General features: G+C 68.0%; 19 protein-coding genes. 3 read left to right on the forward strand and 16 right to left on the reverse strand.

Annotation, left to right across the window (positions count from 1 at the left end; genetic code table 11):
- Positions 1-56 precede the first annotated feature (56 nt).
- Entirely contained in the window at positions 57-1,409 is a 1,353-nt protein-coding gene (locus ABLI39_RS15315) for an MFS transporter (RefSeq protein ID WP_349414317.1), read from the reverse strand.
- A 161-nt stretch (positions 1,410-1,570) separates the two neighbouring features.
- Between ABLI39_RS15315 and purH the strand changes: the two genes are divergently transcribed.
- Positions 1,571-3,256 (forward strand): bifunctional phosphoribosylaminoimidazolecarboxamide formyltransferase/IMP cyclohydrolase, encoded by a 1,686-nt coding sequence (gene purH / locus ABLI39_RS15320; RefSeq protein ID WP_349414319.1) that lies wholly within the window; start codon positions 1,571-1,573, stop codon positions 3,254-3,256.
- A gap of 625 nt (positions 3,257-3,881) precedes the next feature.
- Here the strand turns inward: purH and ABLI39_RS15325 are convergent.
- Entirely contained in the window at positions 3,882-4,859 is a 978-nt protein-coding gene (locus tag ABLI39_RS15325; RefSeq protein WP_349414320.1) for a trypsin-like serine peptidase, read from the reverse strand.
- A 262-nt stretch (positions 4,860-5,121) separates the two neighbouring features.
- Here ABLI39_RS15325 and ABLI39_RS15330 point away from each other — a divergent pair, with 262 nt between their 5' ends.
- Positions 5,122-7,341, forward strand: a complete 2,220-nt coding sequence (locus ABLI39_RS15330) for an NADP-dependent isocitrate dehydrogenase (RefSeq protein WP_349414321.1) — start codon at positions 5,122-5,124, stop codon at positions 7,339-7,341.
- Here ABLI39_RS15330 and ABLI39_RS15335 read toward each other — a convergent pair.
- From ABLI39_RS15335 to ABLI39_RS15390, 12 genes are all read right to left on the reverse strand, one after another.
- Complete coding sequence (locus ABLI39_RS15335) at positions 7,313-8,050, reverse strand: SRPBCC family protein (protein WP_349414322.1); 738 nt, start codon at positions 8,048-8,050, stop codon at positions 7,313-7,315. The two genes, ABLI39_RS15330 and ABLI39_RS15335, sit on opposite strands and share 29 nt — an antisense overlap.
- 95 nt (positions 8,051-8,145) lie before the next feature.
- Complete coding sequence (locus tag ABLI39_RS15340; RefSeq protein WP_349414323.1) at positions 8,146-8,625, reverse strand: mucin-associated surface protein; 480 nt, start codon at positions 8,623-8,625, stop codon at positions 8,146-8,148.
- Positions 8,622-9,911: a serine/threonine-protein kinase gene (locus ABLI39_RS15345; RefSeq protein ID WP_349414373.1), complete on the reverse strand. Its 1,290-nt coding sequence runs from the start codon at positions 9,909-9,911 to the stop codon at positions 8,622-8,624. Before ABLI39_RS15345 ends, ABLI39_RS15340 begins: the two co-directional genes overlap by 4 nt.
- 480 nt (positions 9,912-10,391) lie before the next feature.
- Positions 10,392-11,762 carry a hypothetical protein gene (locus ABLI39_RS15350; protein WP_349414325.1) on the reverse strand — a complete coding sequence of 457 codons (1,371 nt, stop codon included), beginning with the start codon at positions 11,760-11,762 and terminating at the stop codon, positions 10,392-10,394.
- A 223-nt stretch (positions 11,763-11,985) separates the two neighbouring features.
- Positions 11,986-13,056 (reverse strand): Gfo/Idh/MocA family protein, encoded by a 1,071-nt coding sequence (locus ABLI39_RS15355; RefSeq protein WP_349414326.1) that lies wholly within the window; start codon positions 13,054-13,056, stop codon positions 11,986-11,988.
- A gap of 103 nt (positions 13,057-13,159) precedes the next feature.
- Positions 13,160-13,867, reverse strand: coding sequence for an ABC transporter ATP-binding protein (locus tag ABLI39_RS15360; protein WP_349414327.1), 708 nt, complete (start codon positions 13,865-13,867; stop codon positions 13,160-13,162).
- 2 nt (positions 13,868-13,869) lie between these two features.
- Positions 13,870-15,306, reverse strand: coding sequence for an ABC transporter permease (locus ABLI39_RS15365; RefSeq protein WP_349414328.1), 1,437 nt, complete (start codon positions 15,304-15,306; stop codon positions 13,870-13,872).
- 202 nt (positions 15,307-15,508) lie between these two features.
- Positions 15,509-16,609, reverse strand: a complete 1,101-nt coding sequence (locus ABLI39_RS15370) for a substrate-binding domain-containing protein (protein ID WP_349414330.1) — start codon at positions 16,607-16,609, stop codon at positions 15,509-15,511.
- Positions 16,610-16,671: 62 nt separating this feature from the next.
- On the reverse strand, positions 16,672-17,940 hold the full coding sequence (gene mmsB / locus ABLI39_RS15375) for a multiple monosaccharide ABC transporter permease (RefSeq protein WP_349414332.1): 1,269 nt from the start codon (positions 17,938-17,940) through the stop codon (positions 16,672-16,674).
- A 45-nt stretch (positions 17,941-17,985) separates the two neighbouring features.
- Positions 17,986-19,542 carry a multiple monosaccharide ABC transporter ATP-binding protein gene (mmsA, locus tag ABLI39_RS15380; protein WP_349414333.1) on the reverse strand — a complete coding sequence of 519 codons (1,557 nt, stop codon included), beginning with the start codon at positions 19,540-19,542 and terminating at the stop codon, positions 17,986-17,988.
- 130 nt (positions 19,543-19,672) lie between these two features.
- Positions 19,673-20,863: an ROK family transcriptional regulator gene (locus tag ABLI39_RS15385; protein WP_349414334.1), complete on the reverse strand. Its 1,191-nt coding sequence runs from the start codon at positions 20,861-20,863 to the stop codon at positions 19,673-19,675.
- 95 nt (positions 20,864-20,958) lie between these two features.
- Positions 20,959-21,477 carry a gamma carbonic anhydrase family protein gene (locus tag ABLI39_RS15390; protein ID WP_349414335.1) on the reverse strand — a complete coding sequence of 173 codons (519 nt, stop codon included), beginning with the start codon at positions 21,475-21,477 and terminating at the stop codon, positions 20,959-20,961.
- 89 nt (positions 21,478-21,566) lie between these two features.
- Between ABLI39_RS15390 and ABLI39_RS15395 the strand changes: the two genes are divergently transcribed.
- Positions 21,567-22,070 (forward strand): DUF2231 domain-containing protein, encoded by a 504-nt coding sequence (locus ABLI39_RS15395; RefSeq protein ID WP_349414336.1) that lies wholly within the window; start codon positions 21,567-21,569, stop codon positions 22,068-22,070.
- A 476-nt stretch (positions 22,071-22,546) separates the two neighbouring features.
- On the opposite strand, the gene ABLI39_RS15400 is transcribed toward ABLI39_RS15395, so the two are convergent.
- Together ABLI39_RS15400 and purU are read right to left on the reverse strand one after the other, a co-directional pair.
- Complete coding sequence (locus ABLI39_RS15400) at positions 22,547-22,954, reverse strand: class I SAM-dependent methyltransferase (protein ID WP_349414337.1); 408 nt, start codon at positions 22,952-22,954, stop codon at positions 22,547-22,549.
- A gap of 53 nt (positions 22,955-23,007) precedes the next feature.
- Positions 23,008-23,868 (reverse strand): formyltetrahydrofolate deformylase, encoded by an 861-nt coding sequence (purU, locus tag ABLI39_RS15405; protein ID WP_349414338.1) that lies wholly within the window; start codon positions 23,866-23,868, stop codon positions 23,008-23,010.
- Positions 23,869-23,897: the final 29 nt, after the last annotated feature.

Here is a 23,897-nt window from a genome sequence, read left to right on the forward strand (position 1 = left end):
CGCAGATCAGGCCGTTTCCAGCCCTCAAAAACGTCCTGATCTGCGAGTGAGTTGGGCTACTCCAGGCGGCGCTGCTTGGTTTCCGGGGCGAAGAAGGCCATCCACAGCACCGAGACCAGCACCAGGGCGCCGCCCAGCGCGAACGACGTCGCCAGTCCCAGTTCGGGCCACAGGAAGGCGGCAAAGATCAGCGGCCCGAACCCGGCGCCGAGCCGGGAGAACGTCGAGGCCCAGCCGAAGCCGGAGCCGCGCAGCTCGGTCGGGTACAGCTCCGAGACGTAGGCGTAGAGCACCGGGATGGCCACCTGCACCACAAAGCCGAACACCAGCAGCCAGAACACGGCCGCCGTCGGGATGTCCACCACGACGGCGACAATCACCAGCGTCAGCGCCGACAGCGGACCGGTAATGGCCAGGATCCACTTGCGTCCGGTGCGCTCCACCAGCAGCGCGGCCACCACCACGCCCAGCAGGCCGACGGCGGCCATCGACGCCGTCGTGAGGAAGGCCTTGTACTCCTCGAAGCCGGCACCGATCAGGATCCGCGGCATCCAGGTCAGCGACAGGTAATAGACCAGCAGAATCGAGAAGAACAGGGCCCACGCCGCCGTCGTGATCTTCCAGTCGAACTGCCAGAGCGCGCGGAGCTGGGTCCAGGCGCTGCCGGCCGAGAGCCTCGGCGCGTCCTGGGGTTCGGGCAGGCTGTAGACCCGGGCCTCGGCGCCGGTGGCTGCGACCAGCCCGTCGATCACCCTGGCGGCTTCCTCGCGGCGGCCCTTGCGGATCAGGAACAGCGGTGACTCCGGCACGCTGCGGCGGACCCAGAACACCAGCAGCGCAGGCAGCACCATGATCAGCATGGTCAGCCGCCAGTCCGCGAATGCCGCCACCAGCCCGGCCGAGACGAAGCCGCACAGCGCGGCGCCGATCGGCCACCAGCCGTCCATGGCGGTGAGGACCTTGCCGCGCTGCTTGCGGGGGGTGAATTCACCCACCAGCGCGTAGTCCACCGGGATGCAGCCGCCCAGGCCGAAGCCCGCCAGGAACCGGAACGCCACGAACCAGGAGAAGTCGGGGGAGAGGGCGCCGAGCACCGTAAAGACCGAGAAGATCAGCAAGGTGGCGGTGAAGGCCTTCTTGCGGCCGATGGTGTCCGCGATGGTGCCCCAGACGAAGGCGCCCAGGGCCATGCCGATCAGGTTCGCGGTGCCGATCCAGGCGGCGTCGCCCGGGCCCAGCGACCAGTGCTTGGACAACAACGGAATGAGGATGCCGTTGAGCGTGACGTCCCAGGCATCGAACATAAAGCCCAGGCCACCGATCAGGAAGATCCGGCCCTGGACCTTCCACCGCCACGGCAGTTCCTGGACTACCTGTTCGCCGCTGGGCACAGTGGTGTACGTATTCATTTCGGCCTCCTGGGAAAACTCTACGTCCCGGGGCGCGCCTGCGGGGATGCTTCACACTTGGGCGCGCGGGCGTCCCGGCGGACGGCAGGGTGGCCGGACGCGATAAACTGGCCGCATCCCCACCACCCGCGGCCCCGCCGCGATATAAGACGGAGACTTTTGTGAGCTTTACGCAGCTTGACCGTGTATCCATCGACCGAGTTCCCATCCGCCGGGCCCTCATTTCGGTCTACGACAAGAGCGGTCTGGAGGAACTCGCGAAAGGCCTGCACGAAGCCGGCGTCAAGATCGTCTCCACGGGCTCCACCGCCAAGAAGATCGCCGCCGCCGGGATCCCGGTGCAGGAAGTCGAGGAAGTCACCGGCTCCCCGGAAATGCTGGACGGCCGCGTCAAGACCCTGCACCCGCGCGTGCACGGCGGCATCCTCGCCGACCGCCGGGTCCCGGCACACATGGACACGCTCGCGTCGATGGACATCGAGCCGTTCGACCTCGTCGTTGTGAACCTCTACCCGTTCGTGGAGACCGTCAAGTCCGGCGCCGCACAGGACGACGTCGTCGAGCAGATCGACATCGGGGGCCCCGCGATGGTGCGCTCCGCCGCGAAGAACCACGCCGCCGTCGCGATCGTGGTGGACCCGGCCTCCTATGGTGCCGTGGTGGACGCGGCCTCCTCCGGCGGGTTCGACCTGAAGACCCGACGCCGGCTCGCCGCCAGGGCCTTCGCGCACACCGCGAGCTACGACACCGCAGTGGCGACCTGGACTGCCAGCCAGTTCCTCGACGAGGACGGCGACGGCGTGATCGACTGGCCCGCCTACGCCGGCCTGGCCCTGGAGCGCTCCGAGGTGCTGCGCTACGGCGAGAACCCGCACCAGCAGGCCGCGCTGTACGTGGACAAGGCCGCCCCCGCAGGCATCGCGCAGGCCGACCAGCTGCACGGCAAGGCGATGAGCTACAACAACTTCGTCGACGCCGACGCCGCCCTGCGTGCCGCCTTCGACTTCGCCGAGCCCGCCGTTGCGATCATCAAGCACGCCAACCCGTGCGGCGTGGCCGTGGGTTCCGCCTCCGCGGCGGACCCCATCGCCGACGCCCACGCGAAGGCCCACGCCTGCGACCCCGTCTCAGCGTTCGGCGGCGTGATCGCGGCCAACCGCACCGTCACCGCCGGCATGGCCCGGACCGTGGCGGGCATCTTCACCGAGGTCGTCATCGCGCCGGGCTTCGAGGACGAGGCCGTGGAAATCCTGTCCAAAAAGAAGAACATCCGCCTCCTCACCCTGCCCGAGGGCTACGGCCGCTACCCGACCGAGTTCCGCCAGGTCTCCGGGGGCATGCTGGTCCAGGCCACGGACAAGGTCGACGCCGAGGGCGACAACCCGGCCAACTGGACCCTCGCTGCGGGCGAGGCCGCCGACGCTGCCACCCTGGCTGACCTCGCCTTCGCCTGGACCGCGTGCCGCGCGGCCAAGTCCAACGCGATCCTGCTGGCCGCCGAGGGCGCTGCCGTGGGCATTGGCATGGGCCAGGTCAACCGGCTGGACTCCTGCCGGCTCGCCGTCGAGCGGGCCAACACGCTGGGTGTCACGGTGAGCTCGGATGTCGAGGGTGCCGGTGGCGCCTCGAACGCTGATGCGGCCGGTGCGCCGGAACGCGCCCGCGGTGCCGTCGCGGCGTCGGACGCGTTCTTCCCGTTCGCCGACGGACTGCAGATCCTGATCGACGCCGGCGTCCGCGCCGTCGTGCAGCCCGGCGGATCCGTCCGCGACGAGGAAGTCATCGCCGCCGCCAACGCTGCGGGCGTCACGATGTACTTCACCGGCGCGCGGCACTTCTTTCACTAGGGGGACATGCTCAACGGCTGCCACCAAGAATGGACATGCCCTTCCTTTCCGGGAGGGCATGTCCATTTTTTGGTGCCGACCGGGGTGGCCTTGGGTGCTGATTTTTGGCCACTTCAGGTACTGAGTAGTCCGGGCCGGCGGCTCCAACGGACATGCTCATTTTTCGAAACCAGGGATGGGCATGCCCTTCAAAGGCTGACGGGCATGCTCCTTCTTTGTGCCCAAGAGTGGACATATGGGGATTATGTCCTTTGGCCGCCGCGCGCAATGGGCATGTCCGGCGAGGGGATCAAATGGGCCGGCCAACACCTTGGGCCAGGAGATGCTCCTGCACTTCAAGGCCGACGGGCATGCTCATTCTTCGCGCCTAGCAACGGACATATGCAGGTTATGCCCGTCGGCTGGCCCGGGCGATGGGCATGCCCGGTGCAGGGCTCCAGCAATGGGCATGTCCATCCTCCGGACCAAGGCCCAGCAACCAGCAACCAGCAGCCCAGCAACCAGCAGCCCAGCGGCACACAGCAACGCGGGGTCACTGTGCCGCCCTGTCGAGGGGGATGGGCGGCAAGTGACCCCGCGTTGCCCTATTCCTTTCCTAGGGTGCGGGTTTCTCGGGGATGAGGTCTTAGGAAGCCGCGGCGGTCGTGTAGGCCTGCTGGATGACCGAACCCCAGTACGGGCCGTACATCACGGTGGAGCGGGTGCCGTAGCCGTAGCTGTTGATGGAGTTCTGGTAGCCGGAGGAGCTCGTGCCAATGAACCATGGCCCGCCGGAGGACCCGCCGGTCATGTCGCAGGGGATGCCCTGGGCGTTGAACTGGGGGTTGGTCGGGTCGTTGGAGGCCGGGCCTGTGCAGCTCACCAGGGACTGGCCGTCGAACGGTGACGCGGCCGGGTAGCCGTAGGACTTGTAGGTCAGGCCCCGGGCTGCGTTGAACTGGACGCCGGAGGACCCGACGACGTCGGACAGGTTCTGCCCGTTCAGCGGGGAGACGACGGCGAAGCCCGTGTCGTACTGCATGTCCCCGGCCGAGCTCCACTGCGGCGTGGTGTAGAGGGCCTTGGCCGCCCATTTGCCGTACGGGGCGGCGCCGTTGAGGTAGGCCGGGACGAAGACGAAGTTGGTGGCAAACGCCCCGGGACCCTCGTTGACGCAGTGGCCGGCGGTCGAGACGGTGCTCTTGTTGGTTGCTGTCACGGAGTTGCCGGAGCAGACGTAGTTGCTGCCGCCCATGGTGAAGAACACCTTGCCGATGTTGGAGACCGGTGACTCGTCCGCGTGCAGGGCGGGCTTGCCACGCGCGGCCTTGCCGGAAATCTGCGTGCTGGAGCCTTTTTCCACCGTGGCCGCGGGGGACTTGTTGCCGCGGGCCAGGGCCTTGTTCGCCAAAACATCGCCCGGGATCGCGGACTTCATGCGCTCGGGCGTCCAGTACTCGGCGGCCTGGGTGCCGTCGACGGACTGGCTGGCAACCAGCGGGGTATCCCTGTCCTGTGCTGCGGGGGCCGGTGTGGCCGACGCCGTGCCGACCGCGCAGACCGCAAGGATTGCAGCAGCGGAGAGGCTGAGGAGGCTGGTGGCCAGAGCCTTGGGTGTTCTCATGGGTGTCCTAACCGGGAGGGATACGGGGCGGTCAGCCGGGGCCGGCCGCGGTGATGGGTTAGAAGCTACGGCAGCGTGACGAGCGAGTAAAGCGATTTGTCAACATTTGTCACGCAAGATTTCCGCAGCCTTGCCACGGTTCCGGCTGTCACGCGGGCCCGGCCGCCCGTCCCGGATAGGCGCCAAGGCGGCCACCTCGGGTAAGTTAGAGCCGTTGAGATAACAAAAGATTTCCGCAGACTTTCAGGGAGACGCCCGAGCAATGGCCAAGATTATCTATACCCACACCGACGAAGCGCCGATGCTGGCCACCTATTCGTTCTTGCCGATCATCGAGGCGTTCGCGTCGACGGCCGGTGTGGAAGTGGAGACCCGCGACATTTCGCTAGCCGGCCGCATCATCGCCGTCTTTGGCGACTACCTCACCGAAGAACAGCGCGTCAGCGATGCCCTGGCGGAACTCGGCGAGCTCGCCAAGACGCCCGAGGCGAACATCATCAAGCTGCCCAACATCAGTGCGTCCGTGCCGCAGTTGAAGGCCGCCATTGCCGAACTGCAGGGCCAGGGCTACGCGCTGCCGGACTACCCGGACAACCCCGCCTCGGACGAGGAGACGGACATCCGCTCCCGCTACGACAAGATCAAGGGCTCGGCCGTAAACCCGGTGCTCCGCGAGGGTAACTCCGACCGACGCGCGCCGCTGTCGGTCAAGAACTACGCCCGCCAGAACCCGCACAGCATGGGCGCCTGGACCCCGGAGTCCAAGACCAACGTGGCCCACATGGATGCCGACGACTTCCGCTCCAACGAGAAGTCCGTGGTGATCGAGGCGGACACGAACCTGTTGATCCAGCTGGTCAAGGAAGACGGCACGGTCAAGATCCTCAAGCGTGCCTTCCCCGTGCTCGCCGGCGAGGTCATCGACGGCACCGTGATGCGCGCCGCCGCCCTGGATTCCTTCCTCGCCGCCCAGGTCGCCCGTGCCAAGGAGGAGGGCGTGCTTTTCTCCGCACACCTGAAGGCCACCATGATGAAGGTTTCCGACCCGATCATCTTCGGCCACGTCGTCAAGGCCTACTTCTCCGACCTCTTCGCTACCTACGGCGAGCAGATCGCCGCCGCCGGCCTGAGCCCCAACAACGGCCTGGCCTCCATCCTCAACGGCCTCGAGGACCTGCCCGAGGAAATCCGCGGCGACGTCGAGGCGGCCATCCAGAAGGGCCTCAACGACGGCCCCGAGCTGGCCATGGTCGACTCGGACAAGGGCATCACCAACCTGCACGTTCCCTCCGACGTGATCGTGGACGCCTCCATGCCGGCCATGATCCGCCGCTCCGGCCACATGTGGGGCCGCGACGGCCAGGAAGCCGACACCCTCGCCGTCCTCCCGGACAGCAGCTACGCCGGCATCTACCAGGTCGTCATCGACGACTGCCGAGCCAACGGCGCCTTCGACCCGACCACCATGGGCACCGTCCCGAACGTCGGCCTGATGGCGCAGGCTGCCGAGGAATACGGCAGCCACGACAAGACCTTCGAGATCCAGTTCGCCGGCACCGTCCAGATGGTTGACGACGCCGGCACCGTCCTGATCGAACACCAGGTCGCCCCCGGCGACATCTGGCGCGCCTGCCAGACCAAGGACGTGCCGATCCGCGACTGGGTCAAGCTGGCCGTCACCCGCGCCCGCGCCTCCGCCACCCCGGCCGTCTTCTGGCTGGACAAGAGCCGCGCGCACGACGCCCGGATGATCGCCAAGGTCGAGGAATACCTCAAGGACCACGACACCGAGGGCCTGCAGGTGGAAATCATGTCCCCCGACGAGGCCACGGCCTTCACCCTGGCACGCCTGCGCAAGGGCGAGGACACCATTTCGGTCACCGGCAACGTGCTCCGCGACTACCTCACGGACCTGTTCCCCATCCTCGAACTGGGCACCAGCGCCAAGATGCTCTCGATCGTCCCGCTGATCAACGGCGGCGGCCTGTTCGAGACCGGCGCCGGCGGTTCGGCCCCGAAGCACGTCCAGCAGCTGCTGAAGGAAAACCACCTGCGCTGGGACAGCCTGGGCGAGTTCCTGGCCCTGGCCGTGAGCTTCGAGCACCTCGCAACCTCCACGGGCAACGCCCGCGCGCAGGTCCTGGCGGACACCCTGGACCGCGCCACCGGCACCTTCCTACTGGAGGACAAGTCCCCTAAGCGCAAGGCCGGCGAGCTGGACAACCGCGGCAGCCACTTCTACCTCGCCAAGTTCTGGGCCGACGAGCTGGCACGCCAGAGCGACGACGCCGAGCTGGCCGCGGCCTTCGCCGCGGTCTCCGACGCGCTGGGCTCCAACGAGGAGACCATCGTCGGCGAACTGCTGTCCGTGCAGGGGTCCCCGGTCGACATCGGCGGCTACTACCGTCCGGACGAAGCCAAGGTCTCCGCCGTGATGCGGCCCTCGGCCAAGTTCAGCGAAGTGCTCTCCCTGCTGGGCTAGTCCGGGCAAGGCGAAGGGCGCACCGGGAGTCCCCGGTGCGCCCTTCGGCGTTTAAGCGGCCCGTATGTTGGCGTCCGGCGTCGTAGCGACCCGCGTCAGCGGTCGGAGGCCCGGCGGTCCCGGCGCTCGGGGGTTCGGCGTCGAAGGCGGGTTCAGTGGCCATGTCCGGATCGGTATTCAGCGACGCGCCGGGACCGACGACGTCGTAACCGGTATCGGTCAGCAGCGGCGCCACTGGCACCTGTCCATCCACCTCTGCGTTGCTCACGCGTTCGCGCCAGGCGCCCGTTTCGAAGTCGCGGCCCTCGATGAAGGTCTTGAACCGTTGCAGGTCCGCCCCGACCTGCCGGGAGTCCAGGCCCACCGCCGCGCCGATCTTTTCGGCCGCCGAGCCGGGCTCCCAGCTGAGTTCGACGTCGACCCGGGTTTCCGCCGGTCCGAGTTCCGAGAACCGCACCGTCCCGGCGTTGCGGGGTCGGTCGAGGCTCTCCCATGACACTTGCCGGTCGGGGTCCTGGCTGGTGATCCGGGCGTCGTAGTCGCGCTTGACTCCGCCGATGCTGGTCTGGAAGTGGACGGTGGTGTCATCGAGTTGCCGGACGGCGTCCACCCCGCTCATAAACTGCGGGAAATCTTCGAACTGGGTCCACTGGTTGTAGGCCTGGCTCAGGGGAACGTTCACATCGATGGATTCCTGGACTGTTGCCATGCTTGCTTCACTCCTTCAGTCGGCGGGCCGCCAGGCCGGTGCGGCCTGACTGACCAAGCTAGCCGGAACCGGCCTGCAGGGGAAGCCGGGTGTGGCTAGCCGCCGCCCTTGCCCTTGCCCTTCGCCCTGCCGTTATCGGCTGGGGCGGGAGCCGGTGCCTGTGCCGCCTGGTCCGCGGCCGCCTTCGCTGCGGCTTCCTGGGCGGCCTGGGCTGCCGCGGCGGCCTTTGCGGCCTCGGCCGCCTGCTGTTGTGCCACCTTGGCGTTCAGATCGGCGCGGACGGCGTCGACGGATGCCTTGATGCTCTGGTGCCGTTTGAAGGACACCTTTCCGTCCGCAGCCGCCGCGTCGAGCTTGGTCATCAGGTCATCCAGCAGCTTCAGTGCGCCGGGGGAGTCCTCGGCGGCCGCGGCCTCGGTGACGGCGCGGACCTGGGACTGGAGCTGAGTTGCTGCCGCGCCGTCCAGTTCGGGCGCCGGCCCGGCACAGCCGGCGAGCGAGCCCGCAACCAGGAGGGCCGTCAGCAGCGGGCCGGCCAGGGCCGGAAACCAGTGCCGTGTGTTTTTGCCGGTCATGGTTCCACGCTCTTCTGCAGCTGCTTCAGGTGTTCACCGAGGTCGCCGGTGACCGCCGGATAGGGAACGACGGCGGGTGCCGGCTTCGGTGCGGCGAGAATGGCGGTGGCGAGCACGGCCGCAGCAAGCAGCGCGACCACGGCCAGGACGACGGCGACCCTGGTCCGGAGCCGGGCGGCACGGAAGCTGGCGAGCCGGCGGGAGAGCATGCCGAGGGCGGCAGGGCGGCGTGCCGCGGGAACGCCCGGGGTGAGGGCGTACTGCGGGCGCGTTTGTGCGTCTACGCCGGGTGCGGCGCCGGTCGACTCCTGCGCCGTGGTCTGGGCGGCGCTCCGGGCGGTTCCCGGCCCCGTGTCCTGCGCTGAGCGTGGGGGCCTGGCCGGTGGCGCGGGCAGCACGCGGGTGCGGTCTTCGGGCAGCGGACCCGGGAGCGAGTCGGGGGAGATCAGCGCCTGGCGCAGCGCCGATTCCAGTTCGGCGGCCGCGGGGCGGTCCAGGGGGTCCAGTGCCGTCATCGCTCGGAACAGCGCGGCCCACTCCGGGGGAATGCTGTCCGGGATGACGGGGGCGCGGTGCAGCCGTGCCACTGCGGATTCGACGGCGCTGCCCGGGTATTCGACGAATCCCTTGATGCACTCCAGCAGCACGAGGCCGAGGGAGTAGATGTCGCTGGCCGGACCCATGTCCGCACCGCGGGCCTGTTCGGGGCTCAGGTAGGCCGCGGTTCCCACCATGGTTCCGGTGGCGGTGAGCCGGGTGCCGTCCACTATTCTGGCAATGCCGAAGTCGGTCAGCTTCGGCCGCAGCGGCTCGCCGGGGCGGACCTGAACCAGCAGGACATTGGCCGGTTTGATGTCGCGGTGGATGATGCCGAGGGAGTGCACGTACGCGAGGGCGTCCGCGAGCCCCGCTCCGATGACGGCAAGTTCGTCAAGCGGCACGGGGCTGTGCCGGATCCGGCTCCGGAGGTCCTGGCCGTCCACCAGTTCCATCGTCAGGAAAGGCCGCGGTTCCTCCGGAATCCGTGTGTCCGTGCCGGCGTCGAACAGCGTGACCAGGCTCGGATGGTTCAACGTGGCCAGCAGTTCGATCTCGGCTTGCTGGCGCTTGAGCTCATCGGCATCGGCGGACTGCGGAGCGAACAGCTTGAGCGCTACGTCCCGGCCCAGGTTCTCGTCCCGGGCCGAGTAGACGGACGCCATGCCGCCCCTGCCGACCAGTTCACCGAGCCGGTAGCGGCCGCTCAAAATCTCCGTCGTGACCTCGCTGGGCGAAGCGTCCACGATGTTACCCCGTCCCTCTCGTAGGCGCCGAGGTGGCGCCCCTAAAGAATAATACGGGCACGGGTATCGTGTTCCAGCATGGTGCTGTTCCGCCCGTCTGGCATAGGGATTGATGTACCCACCTTTCGCACGTAGGGAAGGGTTGTCGCCGTTGCCTGTGAGGCCGTTGGATCCCCCAGCGGACCCAACGACATCGCTCCGGCGGTTAAGGGACCTGGGCAGGAGCGGGCGCGCGCTACGGCGGGCGTTCCGCAGGCGGGGGTATGACTTGGATGTGGCGGAGCTGGAGGGGTACGCGGCGGGACGGCACGGGCCGGTTCGCGGACGGCGCTGAGACGGGGCGCCTAGGCGAAACGGGAGTGCCGGTGACCCGGCGGCGGACGGTGGGGTCCATGGGGAATTCTCCTGAATGACTGATGGCGGGCGCACATGGCAGCCCGAAGGACCGTGCTCTGCGCAGGAAAATGGCAGAGGACGGCCCTTCTAGTCAGGAGATGATCCGGGATCAGCGGCGTCAGCAGGATGGACGTGCTGCAGCGGGCCGCTGATGGGGTCGGCACCCATGGGGGGAATGAAGAAGAGCGCGCCCGGCAACCAGGCCAGGGCGCCGGAGGGCCCGCTGGACGCCGCTCCGCTGCCGGACCCTGAGCCCGGAACCGGCGGAAGGGCATTGGGGGCAGGGAGACCCGTTCCGCCACCCCAGGGGCGCGGCGAGTCGTTGCCGCCGGCCGGTGTAGCCGGGGTGTTGTCGCCGGCCGGGACGGGGCTGGCGGGAGGCGGGTTGTCTGCGGGCGGGGCGCTAGCCGGGCTGCCCGCGCCCTGGGGTTCCGGCAACACCATGAGCGGGACATGGGCCGGGCGCACGGTAACGTACCGGGCCGAGTCGGCCATCACCGGCCGCGGCGCGCTGGCGGCTCCCGGGCCGCAGGCCAGCGCGGGGTCGGCCGGGGACACGGCTACCACCGCTTCCATCGGCAGGACAAGGATTTGAGGCGCCGGCGCCGCCGGTGCCTGGGCCGTCCCGGGGGCGGGCGCAGGGACAGGGGCAGCCGGGGTCGTGCCGGGCACCGCAGGTCCGGGGGCCGGGACGGCCGGGACCCCGCCGGGCAGCGGTGCCGCCGGAGTGGTGCCGGGCAGCGGTGCTGGCGGAGTGGTGCCGGGCAGCGGTGCTGCCGGAGTGGTGCCGGGCAGCGGTGCTGCCGGAGTGGTGCCGGGCAGCGGTGCCGGGAGCGTGGGGTCCGGGGTGGGTTGGACCACCGGGATGCCCGGCAGGCCGCCAGGATCCTGGGCCGGATCCGTCACCGGATCGGTGACCGGGAGGGTGGGGTCGATGACCGGCAGCGCGGGGTCTGGCGTAGGGGCCGGGGCCGGGGCCGGGACGGGTGCGGGAGCAGGGGCAGGCTCTGCCGGGGGCTCGGCCACCGGCTCGGTGGTCGGCGAAACCGAGGGCGGGCTCTCGGCTGTGGGCGGGGCAGGCACCGGCGCGGGGGCCACCGTCGGGGCAGGCGCCGGCGCGGGGGCCACCGTCGGGGCTGGCTCCGCGACCGGAACGACCGGCGGGGCGGGCTGCTCCACCGGCGGCGGCGGCGGGGCTGGAGGCAACGGTGCAGGTGGCAGGAAGGGGGCGATGGCCGGGAGCGTCGGGGCGGGCGCCGCAGGAAGCGGAGCCGGCGGGCTTGGCGCCACGGCGTCTGTCATGGGCAGTTGGATCATGGCCACAACGGACGCGACCGGGGCGCCAGGGGCAGTGCTGAATGCCGGGGATCCGTCGGCGCTGGCGGCGGATGCGGAGAGGGCCAGCCATGCCAGCGCGGCCGCCATGGCCAGCAAAACGGGCCGCAGGATGCGGCGCACAGGGGAAAGGCTCGCTGCTGTTTGCATGCGCAACACCCCTCCCCGAAATCTATCGACGATTGGTCTACAGCCTAAGTCCGGGGGCCGGGGCTAGTCCATAGCGGACGGCAAATTTGGCATCGTCGGGCCCGCAATTCCAGCACGAAAACCGCCCCGAAAACCGCCCCGACGGCGGCCCCCGAAGTTCCGCGGCGGCGGGTGCCGCCGGCTCCCGCTGCCCCGCTCAGTGCAGGTCGTTCGGGTAGCTCACTCCCAGCTGTGCGCGCACGCCGTCGAACAGCCGCATCGTGTTAAGGGAATCCTCCAGCGGCATGACCGGGCTCTCGGTCAGGCCCTGCTGGATGCAGCGGGTGACCTCGCGGAGTTCATAGCTGTAGCCGCGCCCGACCACACTGAACCGTTCCGTACGCGGCTCGTCGAAGCCGACCCGCACCAGCAACTCCTTCGGGTTGTTGACGGACCCCAGGCTCTGCAGGAAGCCGCCGCTGCCGGCCACCGTGGCGGCCCGGGGACCGTGGGCCAGCAGCGAGGACGTGAGCTGCGCCTGGGCGCCGTGGTGGTAGCCGAGGGTCAGCGCATTCTGGGCGTCCACGCCGTCGTCGTTGAGCCAGCCGGTGGCACTGACCGTCTGCGGGAAACCGAGGGTCCCCAGCGCCCACAGCAGGGGATAGACCGTGATGTCCAGCAGGGCGCCGCCGCCGTCCCGCGGCGCCCACAGCCGGGACGTCGGGGAGTACGGGGCGGGAAACCCCAGATCGGCCGCGACCCACTTGACCTCGCCGATCTCGCCGGAGGCGGCAATTTCAAACGCCCGCTGCATGCTTGGCAGAAACCGGCTCCACATGGCCTCCATCAGGAACAGGCCGCGCTCCCGCGCCAGCTCCACCAGCTCGGAAGCCTCCCGGGCGTTGATCGTGAGGGCCTTCTCGCAGAGCACATGTTTGCCGGCCGCCAGGGCTGCCCGCGCGATGGTGTGATGCTGGGCATGCGGCGTGGCGACGTAGACGACGTCGACGGCGTCGTCGGCCAGCAACCGCTCGTAGCCGGCAGACCCGTCCTGGTCGCCGTACGCGCGGGCGAAGCCGTAGTCGGCCGCGAACGCGCCGGCCGCGGCCTGGCTGCGCGAGCTCACGGCGTACAGCTCCGCGTCGGCCAGGAGCTCGAGGTCACGGGTCACCGCCGCTGCGATCCCGCCGGTGGCGACTACACCCCACCGCAGCCGGGCGCCGGTGGCGGTGCGTGGGTCCTGGTCCGGCTGGCTGAACAGCCACGGTTTCGCGATGGGGGCAGACATGGTGTCATCTTCTCACCCCGCGTGCGGGAGGGAGCGGCATGGATGCCGCGGAGGCGGCCATAGCTGCGGGAGGATCGGACGTGACCTGTCCGCAGCGGCCGCACTAAGCCGGCAGACCTGCGGTCGCCCGGTTGCGCGCGGCCTCCTCGGTAAGCCTGCCCTGCTGGAGCCGGAAGCGGCGGTCCGTCTTGTTTGCCAGGGCGCGGTCGTGGGTGACCACCAGGATCGTTGTGTTGTGGTCCCGGCTGAGAGCACTGAGCAACTCGATGATGTGCTCGCCGGTGTGTTCGTCCAGGTTGCCGGTGGGTTCGTCGGCCAGGATCAGCTTGGGTTCGTTGGCCAGGGCCCGGGCGATGGCCACGCGCTGCTGTTCGCCGCCGGAGAGCCGGTTGATGCGCCGACCGTGCTTCTCCCGATCCAGCTGCACCTGCTCGAGCAGTTGCCGGGCGCGCTCAAGCCGCTCAGCCTTGCGGGTGCCGGCAAACTCCATTGGCAGCATTACGTTATCCACGGCCGACAGGTTGGGGATCAGATTGAACTGCTGGAAAACGAATCCGATGTCGCGACGCCGGTAACGGGTCAGTTGACCGTCCGGCATGCTGGCCAGGCTCACGCCGTCAACCAGTACGTCGCCGCTGGTGGGCTTGTCGAGGGCTCCCAGCAGGGACAGCAGTGTGCTTTTGCCGCTGCCGCTCTTGCCGACGATCGAGGCGAGCGTGCCTTGCTCGAGGGCGAAGCTGACGTCGTTGACCGGCGTGATGGTACGGTCGCCGGACTTAAAGGTGCGGACCAGGTTCTTGACTTCAATCATGGCTATTCTCCTCGGAGGACTTCGATCGGACGGATACGGGCGGTAAGCAGGGCCGGGACAAGCGCGCCGACGATGGCGACGCCGAACACCGCGGCGATGCCGGCGGCGATGACGCCGGGGGAGGCGCTCGCTGTCACGGAGCCCAGCAGCTGGTTGGCGCCGCCGAGGGGGTTCCCGCCCGGGAAAGCGCCCCCTCCGGGGAAGGCGCCCCCGCCGCGCTGGACTCCCCGCTGTGCCGTGGCCGCCGCCGAAGCGCTGTTGGAGCTGATCAGCGCGGAGGCGATGCTGCCGCTGGCAAAGGAGGCGACGGCGGCGCCCACCACGCTGCCCAGGGCCACCAGCACCAGGGCTTCGAGGACGAACTGCAGCCCGATGGTCCGGTTGGGGGCGCCGATCGCCTTCAATACGCCGATCTCGCGGCGGCGTTCGCGGACCAGCATGACCATGATCAGCAGGATGATCAGGCCGGCGGTGGCCAGGGCGGCGGCAAAGGCGATGAACGAAATATTCTTCACGCTGTCCAGCGAACTGACGGCGGTCTGCAGGTTCCGCTGGCCCTGGCTGACGTCGGCCTTGTCGGTGCCGAGCGCGGCCTGAAGGGCGTTCTTGGCGGCGTCGACGTTGTCCATGCTGTTGACCGTGACGATCATGGTGGACAGCTCGTCCGGCAGCGCCGCGAGGGTCTGGGCCGTCGGCAGCGTCAGGTACAGGGCGTTGTTACCGAAGGCGGTGCCGGCGTCGAACAGGCCGCTGACGGTGAAGGTCTGGTCCTGGATGTTGAAGGTCGAGCCGACGCCGAGGCCGTTCTTTACGGCAAGGGTGGTGCCGAGCAGGGCGCCCTTGGACAGTGCGGTGTAGTCGCCGAGGCCGGTTCCCTGGGTCAGCTGCAGGGCTTTACCGGTGGAATCAACCTCGGCTCCGATGCCCGTTGCGGTGACCGGCAGCGAGAACGCCGGTGCCTGGGTTGTGGTGCCGGTGCTGCCGGAGGACTGGTTGCGGTTGCCCAGCGTTCCGGCGTCGACGGCGGCGGTGAGGTTCGTCGTGACGGTGGTGGCGGAAGCGCCGCCGGGGCCGCCTGTCCCGCCTGGGCGTGTCTGCCCCGACTGGGCGGCCTGCTGGGCCGCTGCGGCGGCCTCGTTGCGCAGGCGCAAGGCCTTGGTGCCGACGACGCTGCTGACGTTGGGCACGGCGGACGCGGTGGCTGCCTGGGCCGAGGTCAGTGGCTCGCCGCCGCCGTCGAAGCCCTGGCCGCCGGCCGGGTTGACGGTCAGGACGGTGCCCACCGAGGCGTTCAATTCGGCGACCTTGCCGCCGACGGCCTGGTTGGCCACCAGCATGGCTAGCGCAAGGCCGATGGCCACGGCCAGGACGGCCACGACGGCGGCGGTCCTGACTTTGTTTCGAAAGGCGTTGCCTACACTCCGGGCAAGGACGCTCACGGTTCTCCTAGGGGATCGGGCCGGACGAATTGGCCGGCGGCTGCTCCCACACTGGTGCGGCGCGCTGTGCGAACGTCCGGCCGATGCTATGGATGCGCTGTGAAAGCGGTCCGCCCGTTCCCGGCGCGCAAAAGGGCCCCGGCCCTCCCGTGCCTGAACTGGTCAGCGGGGGAGCCGGGGCCCTGGTGTTAGAGCGTTGAGACTACTTGGTCAGCGGTCCGAGTACCGGATCGTCGACGTAGGCCGTCTTGACGTTTTCCTTGGTCACGATGACCGGGGCCAGCAGGAACGCGGGAACGGTCTTGACCTTGTTGTTGTAGGACTTCTCATCGTTGATCTCAGGCTTCTTGCCGGCCTGGATGTCCTTGACCATGGTGATCGCGTGCTCAACGAGCTTGCGGGTGTCCTTGTTGATGGTGGAGTACTGCTCACCGGCGAGGATCGACTTGACCGACTCAACCTCGGAGTCCTGGCCCGTGATCACCGGCAGCGGCTTGCCAGCGGCCTTGACCGAGGTCAGGACCGCGCGGGCCAGCGTGTCGTTCGGGGACAGCACGCCGTCGAGCGCGGCACTGCCGTAGCTGCCGGTCAGCAGGGTGTCTGCACGGCGCTGGGCGTTTTCAGCCTTCCAGCCCTGGGTCACGGCCTGCTCGAACGAGTTCTGGCCGGAGAGGACCTTGAGGGTGCCGTCGTCGATCTTCGGCTTCAGCACGCTCATGGCGCCGTCGAAGAAGACCTTCGCGTTGGCGTCGTCGGGAGAGCCGGCGAACAGTTCGATGTTGTACGGTCCCGTGGGCTTCTTGGCCTTCATGCCGTCCAGCAGGGCCTGGCCCTGCAGGACGCCGACCTTGAAGTTGTCGTAGGCGACGTAGTAGTCGACGTTCTCGGTGTTCAGGAGCAGACGGTCGTAGGCGATGATGGTGGCGCCGGCGTCCTTGGCCTGCTTGAGCTGGGTGCCCAGCTGGGCGCCGTCGATGGCGCCCACGATGATGACCTTGGCACCCTTGGTGACCATGGCGCTGATCTGGTTCTGCTGCTCCGAGACGCCGCCGTTGGCGAACTGCACATCTGCCTTGAAGCCGGCACCACTGAGGCCATCGTTGAACAGCTTCTCTGCCAGCACCCAGTTTTCACTGGTCTTCTGGGGGAGTGCGACGCCGATCGAGGAGTTCTTCGGGAACGCCTCCCCGCCGCTGCTTGCTCCACCGGAAGTTCCGCTGTCGGAACGGCCGCAGGCTGTCAGCGCCAGTGCCGCAATAGCAGCGATCGCTGCTGCCTTTCCTGCTTTACCAATCAGTTGCATTGCTTGGTTCACTTTCTATAGATGGTGTTCGGAGTATCGGGGTTCCAGGGCCAGGAAGCCGGTCAGGATTCCTTGGCAATGACCTCTTTGGTGGAGGTGGTCTCGTCAGGCTTGTTTTCGCTGCTGCGGCCGAAGTTCTTCATCATCATGCCGATGATCGACTTCTTGCCCTGGGACTTGTTGTAGACATCGAAGGCGACGGCGATCAGGAGCACGAGGCCCTTGATGATCTGGGTCAGGTCGGCGCCGACGCCGAGAAGCTGCAGGCCGTTGTTCAGGACGGCCATCACGAGGCCACCGACGATCGAGCCGATCACGGTGCCGACGCCGCCGGTGACCGCGGCGCCGCCGATGAAGACGGCCGCGATGGCGTCGAGTTCCCAGCCGACGCCGTCGAACGGGCCGGAGGCGGTGGAGCGGCCGACGAAGATCATGCCGGCGAGTCCGGCGAGGATGGACATGTTCATCATGACCAGGAAGTTGACCTTCTTGGACTGCACGCCGGAGAGCTCGGCGGCGTGGCGGTTGCCGCCGACGGCGTAGACGTGGCGGCCGATGATGGTCTTGGAAGAGATGAAGCCGTAGATCAGGACCAGAACGGCCAGGATCAGGCCCGGGATCGGGAACGAGGTGCCCGGGCGGCCGGTCGCGAAGAGGTACGTCGCGTAGAGGATGGCGCCGCAGATCAGGACGAGCTTGGTGACGGTAACCCAGGTCTCGGGCACCTCGGCGCCCAGGGCCTTGGCCTTGCGGCGGGAGCGGATCTCGCTGAACACCACGAAGCCGGCGCCGAGCAGGCCCAGCAGCAGGGTGAGGTTGTTGTAGCCGGTGTTCGGGCCGAACTCAGGCAGGTAGCCGGAGCCTATGGTCTGGAAGTCTTTGGGCACCGGGATGGTGTTGGACTTGCCGACGTACTGGTTGAAACCGCGGAAGAGCAGCATGCCGGCCAGCGTGACGATAAAGGCCGGGATGCCGACGTAGGCCGTCCAGAAGCCCTGCCACGCGCCAATCAAGGCGCCGAGCAACAGGCCGAACAGGATACCCAGGTACCAAGGGATGCCCCAGTCCTGAATCATGATGGCCACACTGACGCCCACGAACGCGGCGACCGAGCCGACCGAGAGGTCGATGTGGCCGGCGATGATGACCAGCACCATGCCGATCGCGAGGATCAGGATGTAGGAGTTGCCGTTGAAGAGGTTGATGACGTTGCCCGGGGTGAGCGTGCGGCCCTCGGTGAAAATCTGGAAGAAGACGATCAGTGCAACCAGGGCGAAGATCATGCCGAATTGGCGGGTATTGCCGCCAAAGAGCTTCTTGAGCGCGTTCATTTTGTCAGTCCTTGTTGTCCGGAATGTTCTGGATGGTCCAGAGGGTCAGGCGGTCTTGCGGGCGGAAGTCATGAGTTTCATGAGGCTTTCCTGGCTGGCTTCCTCTTTGTTCAGCACGCCGGTGATGGCGCCTTCAAAAATGGTGTAGATACGGTCGGAGAGCCCCAGCAGTTCGGGAAGCTCCGAGGAGATGACAATGACGCCCTTTCCCTGGTTGGCCAACTGCTGGATGATGCCGTAGATCTCGTACTTGGCGCCGACGTCGATCCCGCGGGTGGGTTCGTCGAGGATCAGCAGGTCCGGGTCGGTGAACATCCACTTCGCCAGCACTACCTTCTGCTGGTTGCCGCCGGAGAGCTTGGCCACGCCTTCCTCCACGGACGGCGTTTTGGTGCGCAGCGACTTGCGGTACTGCTCCGCAACGGTGAATTCCTTGTCCGCGTCGACGACGTTGTGCTTGCTGATCTTTTTCAGTGCGGCAGAGACCGTGGTGGCCTTGATGTCGTCCAGCAGGTTCAGGCCGAGGGACTTGCGGTCCTCGGTGACGTAGCCGAGCCCGGCGTCGATCGCCTGCTTGACGGTCTTCAGGTGCAGTTCCTTGCCGTCCTTGTAGACCTGGCCGGAGATGAAGCGGCCGTAGGAGCGGCCGAAGAGGGAGCGTGCGAGCTCGGTGCGGCCAGCGCCCATCAGGCCGGCGAAGCCGACGATCTCGCCGCGGCGGACGAAGAAGTTCGAGTTCTTGCAGACCAGCCGGTCCTGGATCTGCGGGTGCCCCACGTTCCAGTTCTTGACCTCGAAGAACGTCTCGCCGAGCTTGGGCTCGTGGTCCGGGAACCGGGATTCCAGGGTGCGCCCCACCATGCCCTTGATGATGCGGTCCTCGTCGACGCCGTCGGCCTTGACGTCGAGGGTCTCGATTGACTTGCCGTCGCGGATGATCGTGATGGAGTCGGCGATCTGTTCGATCTCGTTGAGCTTGTGCGAAATGATGATCGAGGTGATGCCCCGGCCCTTCAGGCCCAGGATCAGGTCCAGCAGGTGCTGGGAGTCCGACTCGTTCAGGGCCGCGGTGGGCTCGTCCAGGATAAGGAGCTTGACCTTCTTGTTCAGCGCCTTGGCGATTTCGACCAGCTGCTGCTTGCCGACGCCGATCTCCTTGACCGGGGTGTCCGGATCCTCGCGCAGCCCCACCCGGGCCAGCAGCTCGGTGGAGCGGGTCCGCGCCTCGGCCCAGTCGATGACACCGCGCTTGGTCGGCTCGTTGCCCAGGAAGATGTTCTCCATGATGGACAGTTCCGGGATGAGCGCCAGCTCCTGGTGGATGATCACGATGCCGGCGTGCTCGCTGGCGCGGATGTCCTTGAACTGCTGGACTTCGCTCTGGTAAACGATGTCGCCGGTGTAGCTGCCGAAAGGGTAAACGCCCGAGAGCACCTTCATGAGGGTGGATTTTCCGGCGCCGTTTTCGCCGCAGATGGCGTGGATCTCGCCGGCCTTCACCCGCAGGTTTACCTCGGCCAATGCTTTAACGCCGGGGAACTCTTTGGTGATGGAGCGCATCTCGAGAATTATCGGATCGCTGTGCGTGTTGAGGGACGTCATCTGCCCTTACGCCTCCAATGCGTGACTTCGTTGTCCGCCCCTGCAAACCGCAGGGCCGTCTGATGAAAAAGTAAACTGGATCACGCCGTTGTCGTCAAGTCTTTAACGCAACGGCACGATAACGGCTGCGTTAGTTTCGCCGGATTCCGGCATGCTGGAACACCAGGGCCGTGGCCCCGAGGGCCTCGGCGCGGTCGCCGAGCGAGGACATTGTCAGGGTGGTGGTCTCGCCGATGACGGGGACCGCGTGGCGCACCAGGCCGCGCCGGATCGGGTCCAGGAGCAGTTCGCCGAGCCCTGCCAGCGGGCCGCCGACCACGATCACCTCGGGGTTGATGAGGTTCGCGACATTGCCTAGCGCACGGCCGACGGCGAGCCCGGCGTCGTCCACCACCCGGAGGGTGGCGGAGTCCCTGGCGAGGGCCTTGCGCACGATGTCCTCCGCGGTCAGGGGTTTGTCTTCGCCCCGGCTGAGGAGTTCGATCATGGTGGTGGTGGAGGCGATCGTCTCCAGGCATCCCCGGTTGCCGCAGCGGCAGACCAGGCCGTGCTCGTGGATCGTGGCGTGGCCGATTTCGCCGGTGATGCCCACGTTCCCGTAGTAGGGCATGCCGTTCAGGATCAGCCCGGCGCCGATGCCCGAGCCGATCTTCATGAACATCAGGTTGCTGATGCCGGTGTGCGGTCCCCAGGTGACCTCGGACAGGGCGCCGAGGTTGGCGTCGTTGTCCAGAAAAACCGGGAGATCCAGCGCTTCCTCGAGCCGCTGGAGGATGTTGATGCCCACCCACTCGGGCAGGATGGCGCCCTGCGCCACGGTGCCGGTGCGGCGGTCGATCGGGCCCGGGATGCCGACGCCGGCGCCCACCAGGGCGCTGCGTTCCACCCCGCTTCCGGCCTGCAGCCGGTCCAGCACCCCGACGGCGGCGGCGATGCCTTCCTCCGCGTGGTGGCCCAGGGGCAGCAGGACCGATTCTTCCGCGACCACGTGGTAGCTGAGCGAGGCCAGGACGACCCGGAGGTGGCGCCGGCCGAAGTCAATGCCGACGGCGACGGCGCCGTTGCTGTTGAGCCGGACGTTCAGGGCGCGGCGTCCGGAGCTGGTGATCGGCTCCGTGGATGCCAGCCCGGCGTCCTGCATGATCTTGACGATGTTCGAGACGGTGGCCGTGGAAAGGCCGGTCTGGCGGGCGAGTTCGGCCTGCGTGGAAGGCCCTGCCAGCAGGCATTCAATGATCCGCTGCTGGTTGAGATGGCGAAGCGCGGACTGCGACCCGGGGTTTTTGGTGCGGCTCCTCGTTGAGCGCGTTGGTGAGGGCATGCAATGAAGCGTGCCCCATCACGACGTTGTAGTCAAGAAGTTAACGCAACCCGCCGTGACCGTGTCCGGCGGCAATCATGGCCGGTCCCTGTGAGTCAGCTGTGAATTTCGCGGTGCGCCCGGGCGAGCTCCTGATAGTGGGCTGCGTTGCGCTTGACCCCCTCGAACTCCTCGTCGCTCAGCTCGCGGCGGACCTTGGCGGGCACACCGGCCACCAGCGAACGTGGCGGGACCACCGTGCCCTCAAGCACCACCGCCCCGGCCGCCACGAGCGAGCCGGCGCCGATCACTGCGCCGTTGAGGATGGTGGTGCTCATGCCGATCAGGCAGTCGTCCTCGACGGTGCAGCCGTGCACCACGGCGCTGTGGCCGACGCTGACCCGGGCGCCGACGCTGCAGGGGAAGCCCGGATCCGCGTGCAGCACGACGTTGTCCTGCAGGTTGCTGCCTGCGCCGACGGTGATCGCCGCGGTGTCGGCCCGGACGGACACGCCGTAAAAGGCGCTGGAGTGCTCGGCCAGGGTGGCCTTGCCGATGATCGAGGCGCTCGGGGCGACGAAAGCGGATTCGTGGACAGCCGGGGTATCGCCGGCGAAAGCGTAAACGGGAGTCATGCCTCCAGCCTAGGACACCGGCCTCTTGCAGCGGCGGCTTCGCTGAGTAGGATCGTGGCCATTCCCGTGCACGTCCGGAGGTGGCCGCCATGTTCCTGCAGCTGATGAAACGCCTGGGTGAGGCCAAGGCGCTCGACCCGGCGGTCCGGACCGCGGAGCCGCTGGCCGCCCGGCTGATCGCCGACGCCCGGCTGCGGCGCTTCTTCCGCGGCGACGCCACCGGTATCCCGCCGCACACCATCCTCACCGATGTGCCCTTCGGGGCGTGGTTCATGGCGGTGTTCCTGGACTTCTTCCCGGACCAGGGCTCCCGCCGGGCCGCCCGCCGGCTGGTGGGGCTCGGCGTGCTCGCCGCGGCCCCGACGGGACTCAGCGGCTGGGCCGAGTGGGCGCGGGCGGACACCGCCACGCGGCGCATCGGCGTCGTGCATGCGGCCGCCAACCTGGGCGGGACGCTGATCTTCCTGGCCTCCTGGCGCGCGCGGCGCAAGGAACGCCACCGGCTGGGGGTGAACCTGGCGCGGGCGGGCGCCGTGGTGCTGATTGTGGGCGGCTTCCTGGGTGGCTACATGCGCAGCGTCCGGCGCCCCTGAAAACCCTCCCGCAGGTCCGGCGGGTATCGAAGCGATCCTCCTGCAGTTCTGGCGGGTGTTGACGTGACCCTCCTGCAGTTCTTGTGGGTGTTGACGTGATCCTCCCGCAGTTCTTGTGGGTGTTGACGTGATCCTCCCGCAGTTCTTGTGGGTGTTGACGTGATCCTCCCGCAGTTCTGGCGGGTGTTGACGTGACCCTCCTGCAGATTGGGCGGGTGTTGATCTGACCCTTCCGCAGATTTAACAGTTCTGCGGGGACAATCCCGTCATCGGTGCGGGAGGGTTCGGCCGCAGCCCAAAGGACGTGAGGGACGGTTGGAGGAAAGCCCGCATGACGTGAGGGACGGTTGGAGGAAAGCCCGCATGACGTGAGGGAGGGTTGAAGGAAAGCCTGACTCACGTGAGGGAGGGTCGGAGGAGAGCCTGACGGACGTGAGGGAGCGTTGGAGGAATGCCTGCCGGAAGTGAGGGAGGGCTCAGGCGGGGGAGCGGAGGACCGTGAAACCGCGTTCGGGGTGCCCGGACTCTGGGAGGACGACGGCGATCGGCGCGCCGGGTTCGGCCACGCGCCGGAGTTCCCGGACGACGTCGTCGCACTCCGCGGGCGGCAGGCCCGCCAGCGCGTCCACTGCCCAGACGGCGGGGAACGCCGCGTCGGCAAAGGGCAGGGCGGCCCCGGTCGCGACCGAGGCCGAGAGCCCCCGGGCGCGGGCGGCATGGATGTTCTCCTCCGAGGCGTCCACCCCGGTGAAGTGGATGCCCGCCCGGACAAAAGCGATCCCGTCCGTGCCGGGCCCGCAGTCCAGGCCCAGCACGCCGCGCAGGCCCTCGGCTTTGAGCAGGGCGATGAAGCCGGCCAGCTCCTCCGTCGGTGTTGTACCCATGGTCCCAGTCAAGGGCGGGCGGCCGTCCAAGGCAAGGGCCCAGCTGAACGCCCTTAGCTGAACACCACGGTCCGGTTGCCGTCCAGCAGCACCCGGTGTTCGGCGTGCCACTGCACGGCCTGGGCGAGGGTGCGGCCCTCGACGTCGCGGCCCATCTGGACGAACTGCTCGGCGCTGCGCCGGTGGTCCACCCGGATGACTTCCTGTTCGATGATCGGGCCCTCGTCCAGGGCGGCGGTGACGTAATGCGCGGTGGCGCCGATGAGTTTCACGCCGCGGGCGTGCGCCTGGTGGTAGGGCTTGGCGCCCTTGAAGGAGGGCAGGAACGAGTGGTGGATGTTGATGGCCTTGCCGGTGAGCTCGGTGCACAGCTCGTCGGAGAGGATCTGCATGTACCGGGCCAGGACCGTGAGTTCGATGTCGTGCTCGGCCATAAGCTTGCGCAGTTCGTCCTCGGCCTCGACCTTGGCGTCCTTGGTAACCGGGATGTGATGGAACGGGATGCCGTAGAACTCGGCCAGGCCGGCCAGGTCCCGGTGGTTGGAGACGATCGCGGGGATTTCGATCGGCAGGGTGCCGGAGCGCTGCAGGAACAACAGGTCGTTGAGGCAGTGTGCGGAGGTGCTCGCCATCAGCAGGGTGCGGACCTTCCGGCCGGCGGGATTGAGGCTCCACTGCATGTCGAAGGCCTGGGCCACGGGTTCCAGAGCGGCGTGCAGTTCGGCGGGCGGGGCCGCCGTCGTGGCCTCCACCCGCATAAAGAAGGTGCCGGTGCCCTGGCTGCCGTACTGCTGCGAATCCGTAATGTTGCAGCCCGCCACCAGGAGGGCGCCGGCGACGGCGTGCACGATTCCGGGCCGGTCCGGGCAGGAGAGGGTCAGGATGTAGGAGGCAGTCAGCTTCTCGTCAGTCACGAAAGACAGCCTACCCGCGGCTGGGATAG

The sequence above is a fragment of the Pseudarthrobacter sp. B907 genome (assembly GCF_040137805.1).
Lineage (GTDB): Bacteria > Actinomycetota > Actinomycetes > Actinomycetales > Micrococcaceae > Arthrobacter.